Genomic DNA, 13796 nt, shown 5'->3' with positions numbered 1-13796 from the left:
TTTAGTTGTTCCCGGTATGCGAGTATCTTCTCTGAACTGGACGACTCGGGCTTTGCCCGAGCCTGTAATAGCAACGTACATCGAGCCCTCCGAATTAAAGAAATTGTATAAATCCATTATACCATGAGTCGAGCAAAAAAGGAATGAAATAACAGGATATAACAGGACAAAATAATTTAACAATTTTAAGGGTAAAAATACCCCGAAATCCGCTATATTAAGCGATTCTCAGGGTTCAAATTCCTCTATTTTGTTAAGAAACTCCTAAAGTCAGGAAAAAGTTTCTAGGAAGAAGGATCTTGTACTATAGTCAAATGCACTACATGCAGTAGAAAAAGGACAGTAAGGAAACTAAAGTTTCTTACAGTCCTTTTCTACCTTCTATCCTTCTAATTTATCACTAGTTAGAGCTAAAAATTCGCATAGTAGCATACAGAAAGTATTGATAAATGATCTATAGAATTTTTATGTTTTATTTATGCATTACATATAAATATTTCGACAATTTTTATGGGGCTTAGAACTATAATAAGGCTGTAACGAACTATGCGACAATCGGTGGCCTTTCACGATAAGCAAATGGTTTTTAACAATGAGACTGGTGGAATGAGTCTGTTTGGAAAATAAAGTGAATTAAGCAGGATGATTTTTATGAAATGTGAGTTTAAGCTAAATTATCCAGGGGATAAAGTAATTGATATTAACGTATCCTTTTGGTCCGGGTCGGTTAATATCACTTCTGATGAGCTTAATATAATTCGGCAATCAAATCTTAATGAATACAAAATTCAAATTTCAAAGGATAGTTTTGGATTCTTAAAAATTAAACGACAGTTATTTGGACTCGATCCAATACCAAAAATCGTATTGGATTCAGTGGAATTTGATCTGGCTCAATCACTTAGCTGGTATGAATATCTCTTATGCTGCATTCCGCTAATATTGATATCTGGTGGGGCCATTGGAGGTTTTATTGGACTTATGGGGATGCGATCGAATCTTTGGTTAATAAGGATTAATAAATATCCGACATACATACGAATTTTTATGATATTTTTAATAGGTTGTTTGAGCCTTTTAGTATATAAGGAGCTATCAAGAGGTCTAGCAACTGCAGTAAGATTAATCAGATCTTGAATTTAAAATGATTACCTTTTAAAGCTCTTTATTCCTGCTTCAACCTCCGCTGATAGTATAAAAAAATCGGTAGAGGGATTACAATCCAACCAAAACTCTTAATCAGGCTATTCAAAGCACGCTCACGGGCTCGAATCTTTTCCTGACTAACAAGGATTTGATAATCTTTTTGTAATTCCTCTTCGCTTTTCTCTTCGACTTTTTGCTGAGGCTGTTTTGGATCGCTATACTCTTGAGGAGCAACATACCCTCTCTTATATTCCTCATATGTCATATAGTAACTTGGAGGTGAAACCAAGTCAGCCACTGCCATAAAGGAAGCGACACTTCCCCCAATGGTCATCATCAAGGTGGCAAACAAAATAAGATACGTATACACCATCTTAATCATCTTTTTTCCCCCTTCATCTTGATAGACAGGATCTATATTTTTTTGTCGTGACCGAACAGAAAGCACGACTGCAACAATCATAAGAAGTACCAAAACGAATAGAACAATTCCAAAAATGCCGATAAATCCTACTGCCAATTCCTCTCGCCTCCTTTAATCTATAGTTTGATAGAGATAGCTCTTCTATACGTTTAGACGTAGAAATTATTGTCTATCTGACATTTATTATAGCATAACAAAGAAGCCCTTCCGCCAAATAGAATATAGAAAACTGGCGGAAGCAAATGCTGTCTGCTTTGATAAATTAATACCCACTTTCAGCAAGCTAAAGTGTGAAGCACGTCACACCTTAGCCATTTAAATCGTAGTATAATGATTAAGGGTGTTTTTTATGAAGATTGGAATTTTAATACGTGAAGAAACCATGCAAATTTGTACGGGAAAGGGCTGTCTTAACGCTTTTTTTCAAAGAAAGGATTCCTTTGCCCGATATACTGAGGAACTAGAATTACTAACGTTTACTCACACTGGCGGCGATTTAAATCGTAAGATAAAGAATATGATTCAAGCCGGAATAGAATCTGTACACCTTTCTTCCTGCTTGAGAGCAAGGTCACCAGACTATGACTCGTTGATTGAAGGGCTATCTGAGCATTTTACTGTTGTGGGATATACCCACGGTCCAAAGGTAAGGACTAAAGATAAAAGCGATAATAATGGTAATGAACTTCAAGCTGACAGCTAAAAAGTTATTTGGAGTTCTATTTTTTTGTCCCCATATCCATTTTGATCACCATAAGGTAAAATACTAGAGGAAATTGAGACCAGCCTGGCTATATCCGTGTTAATCTGAAACTTTTATGGTATTATGAAAAAACATAGCAGGAGATAGGAATCTAATCCGTAGTAGATTTTTAATTATAGGAGGACATGTTATGAAAATTTCCAAGAAAGATGCCTTGACTTGGTTTGAATTCTTTGCAATATTGCCAGAGGATGAGGAAATTATGACCAAGCAACAGGAAATCATTTACGCAACCTTTGCCCAAATTGAGGCAGCCATCGATCATAGAAATGATATCTTAATGTCGGAAATCAAAGGCTTGAAAACTTTAGAAAACAGAACTTTTTTTGTGGGAAATGAAAGCAAATTCCCCAAAGGATGTCGTTCTTGTCTCTTGGGAACCGGTTTGAGTGCCATCAGGAAAACGAACAAATGTAACTTAGAGTGTAAGTTCTGCTATCATTATGGAGAGCTGGATGAAATCCCCCCGGTTGGCGAAGGTATGTGGGAAATCGGAGACACAAAGTTTTATGAGAAGGACATTGATTTACTTCTTTCCATTCAGCAGAAGCCCACGGGCATTTCCTATGTTTATTTAGAGCCATTCATGGAAATTGAAAAATACTATCCGATTATCAAGAAATTCAGTGCTGCAGGGATTCATCAACACCTCTATACAAATGGCACTTTAGCTAGGTCAGAGACCTTGAAAGCTTTAGGTGAAGCCGGTCTTGACGAGTTGCGTTTCAACCTGGGTGCCTCAAATTGTTCAGACAAAGTGATTGAAAATATGGCAATAGCGAAAAAATACATCAAAAATGTAGGTATTGAAACGCCAATGACTCCGGAGTACTTCGAAACCTTTTTCCGGAAGAAGCAAGCGATCTTAGAGACGAAACTTGATTTTATCAATTGTGCAGAGCTGCACCTAAATGCCAATAACATAGACAATTATGACGGGGAAAACATGTATATTTCCAGACATGGCTATATATCTCCGATTTGGAGTCGGGAATTAACTCTGAAATTCATGAAAACAGCCGTAGAAGAAAGCTGGGATTTAGCAGTTCATGATTGCTCAAACTATACGAAATTTGCCAGAGGTTTGAATTTTAGTGGCAATGAGGGTAGGTGGGTGGGATCCAGTAATTATACCTGTGCGTTTTTCAGGATACCTTACGAAGTATTTTTACCCATACTGCGTGATGACAGTTTCAAGTTTTTAAGTGAAGAGGAATTGCCTGTCGGCTATAGACCAGGAGAGCTGGTTTTTTAATGAGCTAAGATACCAAATGTATTACATTGATGTCCATGCTTTCAATACGAAATTAACAATATCCATGGGATGAGCTCAAGCCCTGCAAGAGACTTATTCGCTTAAGCATAATCACTCTTCTTTGGCCAAAGGGCTGGTATTTCTAAACAACCATGAAGCAAAACCCCACCAGCAAAGAAATATAAAATAACCCGGTACGGGGTAGAACCAGTAAACGAAATCGTATAGTCCAACATTACGTACGATATATCCGTAACCAAGGCTTATACTGGCCCAAGTTAAGATATAGGGATACCTGAAAGACTTTTTGGCGGGTAAAAAATAAAGAAAAACCATAACAGTAACCGTCCAACACAGTGGAGATAGGGCCATCATTTTCAAAACATAGAAGATGCTTAGGTTCTTAAACCACATAATACCTAGTATGTTTTGAAGTAAACCAACTGCTATTATATCACCTAATCCACCGATAATAATTCCATAGATTAAATATTCTTTATATTTATTTTTAGGAATAAAGATTAGTGTTAAGCAAAAGGTCATGACTAGGAATAAGGGGTAGAATAATAATGTTATCATTTTATCCATGCTTTCTTACCTCCAATTTTATAGGCGTTTTATTTATTTGCTTAATAAGTAATTTTCATTCGGCTTATACGGGTTATGTACACAATCAAGTGATTCTAAGCTTAGATGGAGTTTGCCTAAGAGGTTCTTCAAATTTAGTCTTGACAAATATAGCAATATATGAATATTCTTAATAAGAATTGATAGAGGTGCATCGTACAATCAGTACCCGAAGTTGTTAAGGTTTACGTAAGACCGTTGCTTTGGTGAAAGGTGTAGATGCCGAAGTCGGTCTCAATTACGTGGGGACAGGGCTGGTTGAACAAAATAAGATTTGTTTAACTGTCGCGTTTGCGGAGAGCTATCTATCTTACAGTATGATTGGAAAATCATATGGGTAATTTAGTGGCTGAATTCCGTATCAGCTATTTTTTTATAGAGGGAGACGGGGATAAACATGAAAAAGAAGACTGTTTTCAAAGGTATTGCCACTGCTCTCATAACTCCTCTGGACGAAACAGGAATTAATTATGAGCAGTTTGGCAAATTGATTGATTGGCAAATTGAAGAAAAAATTGATGCTCTGGTGATTTGTGGAACCACAGGTGAAGCTTCGACCTTGTCTGACGCTGAGCATAGAGCAGCAATTACCTTTGCTGTTCAGCAAGCTAAAGGCAGAGTGCCGATCATTGCAGGCACTGGCAGCAATGACATCGAATACGCCCATGACCTCACTAGTTTTGCCTGCGAAGCAGGTGCGGATGCAATGCTTGTAGTTACCCCATATTACAACAAGGCTACGCAAAAAGGCCTAACTAAAATGTTTACACAAATTGCCGACAAGAGCACAAAGCCCATCATTCTTTACAATGTGCCTTCAAGGACGGGAATTAATATTGAGTCTGCAACCTATGAGGCATTGGCTGAACACGAAAATATCGTAGGGATCAAAGAAGCAAATGGCAACATTTCAAAAATTGTTGAGACGATGGCGCGTGTCCACGGCAAGCTTGATTTGTATTCAGGCAATGACGATCAAATAGTTCCACTTATGGCCCTTGGTGGAGTTGGCTGCATTTCCGTGCTTTCCAACATTATGCCGGCACAGACACGTGAGATTTGCACCCGTTTCTTTAAGGGTGACATTGCCGGCAGTGCAGAGCAGCAATATAAGCTTTATGGTATTACAGAGGCCCTGTTTTGTGAAGTTAACCCTATTCCGGTCAAGGCTGCTATGGCAGCTATGGGTTTTTGCAAGGATTACCTAAGAATGCCTCTCACAACAATTGAGGATACAAACCGTGAAAAGTTGATCTCAGTTATGAGGGCATATGGATTAATCGTTTGATGAAGTTATAAGAAGAGAGACCATGCCAGTCATTACGACAATAGGGTAGTTTGCTTATCTTTTCCCCAAAAAGTAATAATAATTGCAGTTAATAAAGTAGCGCCAAACCTAGATGCGGCTATACTTCATTAAAAAACAAATCAAAAAACAAATCCTTATTTCGCACTTTAGTGGAGCGAAATAAGGATTTGTTTTTTGTGCTCGACCAAGAAAAAATCTATAGGGTGCAATAATTGTCATAGGGATACCGGCCACAAAAATGGGCTTGGGGTTGATTTGAAGTTTGAACCTTAGGCAAACTGCTATGATTGAGCAAATGATGACCTTGATTTCCAAAGGAAAAGCCCCTCGGCATGAGCATGAGGGGCTGATGTTTTTAAACTATATTCAAGCTAGGTCGAAACGGTCCGCGTTCATGACTTTGTTCCAGGCAGAAACAAAATCATGCAAGAACTTATCTTGAGAGTCGTCACAGGCATAGACTTCTGCGATGGCCCGGAGCTGGGAGTTTGAACCGAAGACGAGATCAACACGGGTGCCGGTCCATTTGAGTTCGCCCGTTGTGCGATCGCGACCCTCGAACACGTTTTCATCGTCAGATGTCGCTTGCCAGGTTGTGCTCATATCCAGGAGGTTGACGAAGAAGTCGTTGGTAAGGGCCTCGGATTTCCTGGTAAAGACACCGTGCTGAGACTGACTGTAATTAGTATTCAGTACTCGTAGTCCGCCTAACAAAACTGTCATTTCCGGAGCGGTCAAAGTCAAAAGTTGGGCACGGTCCAGCAAGAGTTCTTCTGCCCGTACGGAAAATTTAGACTTTAAGTAATTGCGGAACCCGTCTGCAGCAGGTTCGAGTACAGAGATTGAAGTAACGTCGGTCTGCTCCTGCTGGGCATCCGTGCGTCCCGGCTTAAAAGGAACGGATACAGTATGACCGGCATTCTTGGCAGCTTGCTCTATACCTGCACAGCCGCCCAGGACGATCAAGTCAGCGAGGGAAACCTTCTTTGAACCTGACTGGGCACTGTTGAACTCTGTTTGAATTTTTTCCAGAACCGTAAGTACCGCATTCAGCTGACTTGGCTGGTTGACTTCCCAATCCTTCTGAGGAGCAAGACGGATGCGTGCCCCGTTGGCCCCGCCGCGCTTATCCGAGCCGCGGAAGGTAGATGCCGAGGCCCAAGCTGTCCCGACAAGCTGGGAGACTGACAGGCCGGAAACCAAGATTTTACCCTTGAGATCCGCCATATCCTGTTCGTCAATCAATTCATGATCCACTGTCGGCACCGGATCCTGCCAGATTAGCTCCTCCTCAGGAACTTCGGGACCGAGATAGCGTGAACGGGGCCCCATATCCCGGTGGGTGAGCTTGAACCAAGCCCTGGCAAAGTCATCGGCGAATTTTTCGGGGTTTTGCTGGTAGCGCCGGGCGATGGGTTCGAAGATCGGGTCGAAGCGCAGAGAGAGGTCAGCCGTGGTCATCATGGGTCGGTGCTTCTTGGATGGGTCATGGGCATCAACCACCATGTCTTCTTCAGCTACATCCTTGGCCAGCCACTGATGCGCGCCGGCTGGGCTCTTGACCAGCTCCCACTCGTATTTGAAAAGCACATTCAGGTAGCCCATGTCCCATTTGGTCGGGTTCGGCTTCCAGGCACCCTCGATGCCGCTGCCAATGGTATCTCCGCCTTTGCCGCTGCCGAAGCTGCTCTTCCAGCCCAGGCCCTGTTCCTCAAGGCCGGCAGCTTCAGGTTCCGGACCGACATGGGCCGCATCCCCCGCACCGTGACACTTGCCGAAGGTGTGTCCGCCGGCGACGAGGGCGACAGTCTCTTCATCGTTCATAGCCATACGGGCAAAGGTCTCCCGAACGTCATGGCCGGAGGCCACAGGATCAGGGTTACCGTTTGGGCCTTCCGGGTTTACGTAGATCAGGCCCATTTGTACGGCGGCCAGAGGATTTTCCAGATCCCGTTCACCGGAGTAGCGCTTGTCGCCAAGCCACTCGGCTTCAGAGCCCCAATATATGTCCTCTTCCGGCTCCCAGACGTCCGCACGTCCGCCGGCGAAACCGAAAGTTTTAAGTCCCATTGACTCGATGGCGCAGGTACCGGCGAGGATCATCAGGTCCGCCCAGGAAATTTTCCTGCCGTATTTCTGTTTGATGGGCCAGAGCAGACGGCGAGCTTTGTCCAGGTTTACGTTGTCCGGCCAGCTGTTAAGGGGTGCAAAGCGTTGGGTGCCGGATCCCGCGCCGCCGCGGCCGTCATTGGTACGGTAGGTGCCTGCGCTGTGCCAAGCCATCCGGATGAAGAAAGGTCCGTAGTGACCATAATCCGCCGGCCACCAATCCTGAGAATCGGTCATCAAGGCATATAGGTCCTTCTTGAGGGCTTTCAGATCAAGCTTCTTGAATTCTTCGGCATAATTAAACTCTGGAGCCATGGGATTACTCAAGTTTGAGTTCTGATGAAGAATCTTGAGGTTCAGCTGGTTTGGCCACCAGTCCTTGTTGGAAGTGCCGCCCCCTGCCGTAGCACTTTTTGTATGGCCTGTTACCGGGCATCTGCTTTTTTCATCCATAAAGTTCCCTCCTCTTAAATTTCTTGAATAGGTGCATATCTTGATTATCAAAGGAAGAATGGAGATTTTCCACGCAAGTAGAAAAAACACCATCCAAACTTGACAACGATGCCGAAAATATAATGTTCAGCGGCTTGACAGTGTCATTTCGCTGTGAATAAAAAGGCTTCCTTATCTATTTGCTTTTGAGATTATATTCTCAAACAGCAAGCATCTCTGTTTGATGTCAATGGCTTTGACATTCTTGACAAGCTTGCCGCATTTTTATATCAGTGGGAAAGTTTGGCTTATTTTCTGTCTAATCACCTACAAACTTAAGAATTTATGTAAAATTGTAATGGTTACAAACTTAATTATATAGTATGATAAGAAAGATGACAACAAGAAAGTAAGAAAATTAAAAATGAAGTTATTTTGAAATACAATAATGTGCTACTTCTACTGAAAAGTATATTTACGGTATTTTAAAATTTCAGTATAATTAATATACTATTTGGAAAAGAAAGCGGCGAATATTCAATAGATTGGGAAATGGCAGGGATGAACTATGTTTGAACCTATGATTGCGTTATTAAAGAGGAAGCAGCGAAAGCTCGTTTTTACTGAGGGATCTGATCCGAGGATTCTTGAGGCAGCAAGTCGCCTGTATAAGGACGGTATTCTCGTGCCGGTACTTCTGGGCAATCGCTCTGAGGTAGAAGCTGCGGCCCAAGACATTGGTTGGCCGGTAGAAGGGAGTGAAATTATTGATCCCTCAACCTATGCTGGCATCGATAGAATGACTGCAGAGTTGTTTGCCCTGAGAAAGGGAAAAGTGGATGAGGCTGCTTGCCGTGCTCTTTTGGCAAAAGCCAATTATTTTGGCATCATGCTCGTAAAGATGGGTTATGCCGACGGTCTCCTGGGCGGAGCCACTTATTCCACGGCCGATACCGTTCGCCCCGCATTGCAGATTATTAAGACAAAGCCGGGCAATAAGCTTGTCTCAAGCTGTTTCGTTCTGCACCGCTCTACGCCGGATGGCGAAGAAACATATCTCATGGCTGATTGCGCTATCAACGTTAAACCCACAGAGGATGAGTTGGTTGAAATTGCTGTGGAAACAGCAAGAACAGCCAGGTGTTTTGCTGTAGACCCGAAGGTGGCTATGCTTTCCTACAGTACCTTAGGCTCCGGTCAAGGTGAGACTGTCGATATAATACGTAAGGCAGCGGAAAAATTAAAAGCCATGAGCCTTGATTTTCCAGTCGACGGCGAGCTGCAATTTGATGCAGCTTTCTCTCCTGATGTTGCTAAAACAAAAGCTTTTGATTCGCGAGTAGCGGGACAGGCCAACACCTTTATTTTCCCAGATCTTAATTCAGGGAACATCAGTTATAAAATAGCCCAGCGACTGGGAAAGTTTGATGCTTTCGGTCCGATTCTCCAGGGTCTGAACGCTCCCGTTAATGACCTTTCCAGGGGGTGCAATGCCGAAGAGGTTTACAGGATGGGTATAATCACGGCCGCTCTTAAGTAATGGCCAACTAAAAACAGGAAAATTAGCGATGATTGAAATTGTCAACTGCGGCTGGATTATCGAGATATTGCAGTTGGCCCTCCGGAAGAAGAAGCCATTGCCTTTAATTGGTCACCAATGGCAGCCAAGCCAAAGCCAATAACACTAATGATATTTCCTATTGTGGAATATTTTGCGCCCTTTAATGTTAACGGAGAAACATCACGATCGGCGGTTGCAATTTGGTTGTACCTGGCGATCACCACATAAGCTGAAATGATGCTTGCTATAAAGAATGACCAGCTTGCGGCTGCAATGGTATAGGCAGAATCATCCGGTAGGGATTCTTTATAAGATTCTTTAGAAATTATTTCCTTCTCAGCTTGGTAAGTTGAGATTAGGGCTATAATTGCAGCAATAAGAAAAAGAAAATCGCCTATTCGTTCATCTTTGATTAAGCTAAGAGTCAACTCATATTTATTATCGTTAGCGGTTCTATTATTTGTAGCAATCATTCTTAAGATTACCCCTCTGTTTTGATATTCCATAGTATGCTGAAAAAAGGGAGAATGTTTGAGGAAGACAACACGATTGACGAGTTTCTTGTGCCGCATGTGAAGCCCCTATCCCTTAGCCCTAGCTTCCCCTGAGAGTGTATAGAGGCCCATCCATCGTGCGGGGTGGTTGTGCAGAGAGCAGAAGTAAGCTGTGAACACACAAAACATTTGTGATATACTGTGGGATGGATAAAGCTTAATGGAGTAAACATGAATAACGGGCAGGAACAATTTTTAAGTTTCATTTTAGAAAGAGTAAAAGATGACAAGGTAGAGGAAGCAAAGGAATTACTAGTTGAAAACTTCAAGAAACTGACAGAAGGCAATTTTACACAAGAAGATATTATGCTGTTTTTGCCGAAAATGATTGCTTTGCTAAAGCCGGAAAAGCTGGAGGAAGTACAATCCGTTGTTATGCAGTTTGCTGAAAATTTTAGTCATTTGCTGCCTAACAGCAAACTTGGATAACTACCATACGTTCTATCTGTTCATAAAGCAAAGGGCATGAATCCAAGTCAAAGGAAGGGGTTCATGCTCTTTGGCTTTGCCCTTGACCCAATGGTCGAAGTGAGCAAATGAATTGGTAATTATCGTTTGATATAATATGATTATCGTACGGGGTGATTAGTTTTATGAACGATATAGGTAATAAGAAAGAGTGGATAGCCATGAAAAAGGTAACCCTGAAAAATGGTAGGGAATTACTGATCAGAAAAGCAACTGTAAATGATGTGGAAGAAATGGCAAAGTTTAAAATGTGTATAAGTGGGGAGTCGGACTTTCTTTCCTTTGGCAAAGGTGAGCTGGAAATAACCCCTGAAACGGAGAGGAAATCATTGACTTTGAAAACGGGACGGATAACTCCGTGATCATCATAGGCTTAACGGACGGCGAGATTGCAGGCTTTATTACTTTTGAAGGGGGAACCAGGGTCAGGAAAAGACATAGGGGAGAAATGGGGATCGCTGTCCTTAGGAAGTATTGGAGCCTGGGAATAGGGGGCCTTCTTCTGGAAGTCCTGATAGAGTGGGCCAAGGAAACCCAGATTGTGAGAAAAATTGATCTGGTAACTCGTGCCGATAATAAGACAGCCATTGCATTGTATGAAAGGTATGGGTTCAGAAAAGAAGGTGTTCTGACAAGGAATTTGTACATAGACGGCATATTTTTCGATGCTGTCAGCATGGGACTGGTAATCGATTGATTGTCAAATTTGAAGAGAGATGAGTTGAGAATCATTATAATGAATTTATGAAAGCCATTTAAAATCGACACCAGTGTCGATTTTGAATGGCTTTCACTGATACAAATGGCTCTTTTTCAAGAAAAAATTAAGCCGGAATATTTAGGACGAGTTTTTTCTCTTACCGGAAGCATCATTTCCCTCGCTATGCCTATGGGCTTAATCCTCTCGGGACTCTTTGCCGATAGAATTGGCGTAAACCATTGGTTTCTGATATCGGGGATTTTAATTATGGGGATTTCCATACTTTGTTCACTGATTCCGGTCATCAGACTATTAGATCAAAAAAACATTGAAGGTTAAAAAGGCATACAAAGGGATAGAATTAAAAAGTATTTATTTTGAAACAGAGGAGCAAGCACAAAATGTGTCTGCTCCGCTTGCCACGTGTAGTTGGTTATACATATAAAAATCATTAGCGAAGGTTTTGCAGTTAATGAAATCCTGCCAAAAGAAAGAGTAATAGCTGGGGCAGGAGCTATACCCGGTTTTACGTATGATGCATTGTGCTTTGGCCGCAAAGAAAGTCTTTATCATGTTGGCATCGAGTAACATGCTCCTGCCTGTAGATGATCCTAAAGAATTATTCAAAAAATCATCCTGATTTGATGTTGGAAAAAAAGAATACCGGCTCCTTTCGCTCTTTATACAGTTTGTTTAGTCGCATTGCAGCGTCTTTGACTAGACCAGTTTTCATAGTTCTGGCGTTTTGAGGACAGTTCTTAATGCAGGCACAACAGGTGATGCATTTTTCCTGATCAATCAAATGACTATTTTCGGAATCGATAGCCCCTACAGGACACCCTTCTGCACAAATTCCGCATTGCGTACACTCATTACTAATTGCTATGAAATCAACACTCCATAGCTTGGAATCTCCTCTATAAGGATAGTTGCCAGGTATATTTAGATCGGAAATGTGATCGACTGATGAAACAGATAGCAGTTTTTCCTTTATTTTAACTCCAAATAATTCTGCGTGATTTAAGTCACTTGCATCAGGACGGGCTTCGGCTATCGGTGTTTCGGAACTAGAAAAGGAGTGTTCTCCAATATAGGCAGCACAGGCGATCGGCATACATCCGCGTTTTGTCAGAATATCTTTAAGCTCAAGTAAGGCATCGTCATACACACGATTACCATAAACGACAATACATATAACAGGCGTATTACGAGCTTTAATCTCATGCAGCCATTCAATTAAAATTAATGGCACTCTTCCCATATAAACTGGCACAGCAACAACAAGTAATTCATTTTCTGATGTTTGTAATTGGTGTTTTCTCGCAGCTGGTTTGGTAATATCTATTAGTTCAACAGTGCTATGATTAATTCCGCGGGCAATACCTTGAACAATCTTTAGTTGTCCCCGTAGGTGAAAAACAAACCAGTTTCAGCGATTGTATTTTCATGAGACCCCTCCTTCAATTCTTTAGACTTTCTGCAGTTAAGAAAACATTTTTATTCGTTTTACAAATTCTTCATGAATTAATGTAATACAGATCTTATAATGTTACTAGGAGTGAGATTATACTGGTATAAATTATACTAGTTAGGATTGATGACGAGTTTGAATAATGAGAAACATCGCTATAAAGAGCTAGCCGATTTTTTAAAAACGAGAAGAGCGAGAACGTTACCATCACAAGTGGGACTTTCATCAGCAACGCGCCGACGTACTCCCGGCTTGAGAAGAGAGGAAGTAGCCCAGTTAGCCGGGATTGGTTTGACTTGGTATACATGGCTTGAACAAGGAAGACCTATTCATGTTTCAACTCAAGTAATAGAAAGCTTAGCTAGAGTTTTATTGCTTAATAAACAAGAACGCATTCATCTGTACCTTTTAGCGAATCAGCCCCTTCCGGCAGATATACCGGGCTGCCAAGGAACAGTAAGTCCCATACTTCAGCATGTTCTGGATAGTTTAATACTCTGCCCATCTCTTGTCATGGATCAGAAGTGGAATGTTATTGCTTGGAACAAGGCAGCATGTTTAATCTTTGGAGATTTTCATGAAATGAACCTTCGAGAACGAAATATAGTTTGGGCAATGTTTACAGATCATAAATATAAACAGTTATATGGCGACTGGAATTTGTATGCCAAGGGTCTGGTGGGCCGATTTCGTTCAATGTGTGGGCAGTACATTGAAGATTCATGGCTTACTCAGTTTATTGATGATCTTAAAATGCAAAGCACAGAATTTAATTTGTGGTGGTCTTTACATGAAATTGAGAGTAATAAAGAAATTTACAAGCAATTGAATCATCCTGTTGCGGGAATATTAGATTTTGAAGTTAGTAATTTTGATGTTTCAGACAATTCTGGCTTAAAATTGATTGTACATGTACCTTTATCAGAAACGGATACTGCTACAAAAATGAAATTATTGTTGGATGAGTAGTTCCATTG

General features: G+C 41.5%; 15 protein-coding genes, 1 pseudogene and 1 riboswitch. Of the genes and pseudogenes, 11 read left to right on the top strand and 5 right to left on the bottom strand.

Going from position 1 to position 13796, the window contains the following annotated elements; genetic code table 11:
- The first annotated feature begins 651 nt into the window (after positions 1 to 651).
- Positions 652 to 1137, top strand: coding sequence for a hypothetical protein (locus BLS16_RS20995; protein ID WP_092335574.1), 486 nt, complete (start codon positions 652 to 654; stop codon positions 1135 to 1137).
- A gap of 28 nt (positions 1138 to 1165) precedes the next feature.
- Here BLS16_RS20995 and BLS16_RS20990 read toward each other — a convergent pair whose 3' ends face one another.
- Entirely contained in the window at positions 1166 to 1666 is a 501-nt protein-coding gene (locus BLS16_RS20990; RefSeq protein WP_034599984.1) for a hypothetical protein, read from the bottom strand.
- Between the two features lie 253 nt (positions 1667 to 1919).
- Between BLS16_RS20990 and BLS16_RS20985 the strand changes: the two genes are divergently transcribed.
- Entirely contained in the window at positions 1920 to 2273 is a 354-nt protein-coding gene (locus BLS16_RS20985) for a CGGC domain-containing protein (RefSeq protein WP_092335573.1), read from the top strand.
- 190 nt (positions 2274 to 2463) lie between these two features.
- Positions 2464 to 3588 (top strand): radical SAM protein, encoded by a 1125-nt coding sequence (locus BLS16_RS20980; protein ID WP_092335572.1) that lies wholly within the window; start codon positions 2464 to 2466, stop codon positions 3586 to 3588.
- A gap of 111 nt (positions 3589 to 3699) precedes the next feature.
- Here the strand turns inward: BLS16_RS20980 and BLS16_RS20975 are convergent, their stop codons facing one another.
- Complete coding sequence (locus tag BLS16_RS20975; protein ID WP_092335571.1) at positions 3700 to 4176, bottom strand: hypothetical protein; 477 nt, start codon at positions 4174 to 4176, stop codon at positions 3700 to 3702.
- Positions 4177 to 4351: 175 nt separating this feature from the next.
- Positions 4352 to 4527: riboswitch (Lysine riboswitch) on the top strand.
- Between the two features lie 85 nt (positions 4528 to 4612).
- Between BLS16_RS20975 and dapA the strand changes: the two genes are divergently transcribed.
- Complete coding sequence (gene dapA, locus BLS16_RS20970) at positions 4613 to 5503, top strand: 4-hydroxy-tetrahydrodipicolinate synthase (RefSeq protein ID WP_092335570.1); 891 nt, start codon at positions 4613 to 4615, stop codon at positions 5501 to 5503.
- 387 nt (positions 5504 to 5890) lie between these two features.
- Here the strand turns inward: dapA and katG are convergent, their stop codons facing one another.
- Positions 5891 to 8086 (bottom strand): catalase/peroxidase HPI, encoded by a 2196-nt coding sequence (gene katG, locus BLS16_RS20965; RefSeq protein ID WP_092335569.1) that lies wholly within the window; start codon positions 8084 to 8086, stop codon positions 5891 to 5893.
- A gap of 547 nt (positions 8087 to 8633) precedes the next feature.
- Between katG and pta the strand changes: the two genes are divergently transcribed.
- A complete protein-coding gene (gene pta, locus BLS16_RS20960; protein ID WP_092335568.1) occupies positions 8634 to 9605 on the top strand; it encodes a phosphate acetyltransferase in 972 nt (323 codons plus the stop codon).
- A gap of 56 nt (positions 9606 to 9661) precedes the next feature.
- Here pta and BLS16_RS20955 read toward each other — a convergent pair whose 3' ends face one another.
- The gene (locus BLS16_RS20955) at positions 9662 to 10198 is read right to left on the bottom strand and encodes a hypothetical protein (RefSeq protein ID WP_242876395.1); all 537 of its coding nucleotides are present in this window, start codon (positions 10196 to 10198) and stop codon (positions 9662 to 9664) included.
- Between the two features lie 153 nt (positions 10199 to 10351).
- On the opposite strand from BLS16_RS20955, the gene BLS16_RS20950 reads away from it, so the two are divergent.
- The 5 genes and pseudogenes from BLS16_RS20950 to BLS16_RS20935 all read left to right on the top strand — a co-directional run bounded on the left by BLS16_RS20950 (position 10352) and on the right by BLS16_RS20935 (position 11936).
- Positions 10352 to 10609 (top strand): hypothetical protein, encoded by a 258-nt coding sequence (locus tag BLS16_RS20950; protein ID WP_092335567.1) that lies wholly within the window; start codon positions 10352 to 10354, stop codon positions 10607 to 10609.
- Between the two features lie 164 nt (positions 10610 to 10773).
- Entirely contained in the window at positions 10774 to 11010 is a 237-nt protein-coding gene (locus BLS16_RS24455) for a hypothetical protein (RefSeq protein ID WP_242876394.1), read from the top strand.
- Positions 11007 to 11345: a GNAT family N-acetyltransferase gene (locus tag BLS16_RS24450; RefSeq protein ID WP_242876393.1), complete on the top strand. Its 339-nt coding sequence runs from the start codon at positions 11007 to 11009 to the stop codon at positions 11343 to 11345. Before BLS16_RS24455 ends, BLS16_RS24450 begins: the two co-directional genes overlap by 4 nt.
- Positions 11346 to 11444: 99 nt before the next feature.
- Positions 11445 to 11687, top strand: a pseudogene (locus BLS16_RS20940) (MFS transporter); the annotation flags it as partial.
- 90 nt (positions 11688 to 11777) lie between these two features.
- The gene (locus BLS16_RS20935) at positions 11778 to 11936 is read left to right on the top strand and encodes a hypothetical protein (protein ID WP_345788550.1); all 159 of its coding nucleotides are present in this window, start codon (positions 11778 to 11780) and stop codon (positions 11934 to 11936) included.
- 43 nt (positions 11937 to 11979) lie between these two features.
- On the opposite strand, the gene BLS16_RS20930 is transcribed toward BLS16_RS20935, so the two are convergent.
- A complete protein-coding gene (locus BLS16_RS20930; protein ID WP_345788551.1) occupies positions 11980 to 12687 on the bottom strand; it encodes a 4Fe-4S binding protein in 708 nt (235 codons plus the stop codon).
- Between the two features lie 258 nt (positions 12688 to 12945).
- Between BLS16_RS20930 and BLS16_RS20925 the strand changes: the two genes are divergently transcribed.
- On the top strand, positions 12946 to 13788 hold the full coding sequence (locus BLS16_RS20925; RefSeq protein WP_092335578.1) for a helix-turn-helix transcriptional regulator: 843 nt from the start codon (positions 12946 to 12948) through the stop codon (positions 13786 to 13788).
- Positions 13789 to 13796: the final 8 nt, after the last annotated feature.

The organism is Desulfosporosinus hippei DSM 8344 (assembly GCF_900100785.1).
Classification (GTDB): domain Bacteria; phylum Bacillota; class Desulfitobacteriia; order Desulfitobacteriales; family Desulfitobacteriaceae; genus Desulfosporosinus; species Desulfosporosinus hippei.
This window is presented reverse-complemented; position numbering and strand designations above follow the sequence as displayed.

Excerpts from the sequence above, each read along its gene's own strand:
- BLS16_RS20995 (WP_092335574.1), top strand. The coding sequence starts at position 652 with ATGAAATGTGAGTTTAAGCTAAATTATCCAGGGGATAAAGTAATTGAT.
- BLS16_RS20985 (WP_092335573.1), top strand. The coding sequence starts at position 1,920 with ATGAAGATTGGAATTTTAATACGTGAAGAAACCATGCAAATTTGTACG.
- BLS16_RS20980 (WP_092335572.1), top strand. The coding sequence starts at position 2,464 with ATGAAAATTTCCAAGAAAGATGCCTTGACTTGGTTTGAATTCTTTGCA.
- BLS16_RS20975 (WP_092335571.1), bottom strand. The coding sequence starts at position 4,176 with ATGGATAAAATGATAACATTATTATTCTACCCCTTATTCCTAGTCATG.
- dapA (WP_092335570.1), top strand. The coding sequence starts at position 4,613 with ATGAAAAAGAAGACTGTTTTCAAAGGTATTGCCACTGCTCTCATAACT.
- katG (WP_092335569.1), bottom strand. The coding sequence starts at position 8,086 with ATGGATGAAAAAAGCAGATGCCCGGTAACAGGCCATACAAAAAGTGCT.
- pta (WP_092335568.1), top strand. The coding sequence starts at position 8,634 with ATGTTTGAACCTATGATTGCGTTATTAAAGAGGAAGCAGCGAAAGCTC.
- BLS16_RS20955 (WP_242876395.1), bottom strand. The coding sequence starts at position 10,198 with ATGCGGCACAAGAAACTCGTCAATCGTGTTGTCTTCCTCAAACATTCT.
- BLS16_RS20950 (WP_092335567.1), top strand. The coding sequence starts at position 10,352 with ATGAATAACGGGCAGGAACAATTTTTAAGTTTCATTTTAGAAAGAGTA.
- BLS16_RS24455 (WP_242876394.1), top strand. The coding sequence starts at position 10,774 with ATGAACGATATAGGTAATAAGAAAGAGTGGATAGCCATGAAAAAGGTA.
- BLS16_RS20925 (WP_092335578.1), top strand. The coding sequence starts at position 12,946 with ATGACGAGTTTGAATAATGAGAAACATCGCTATAAAGAGCTAGCCGAT.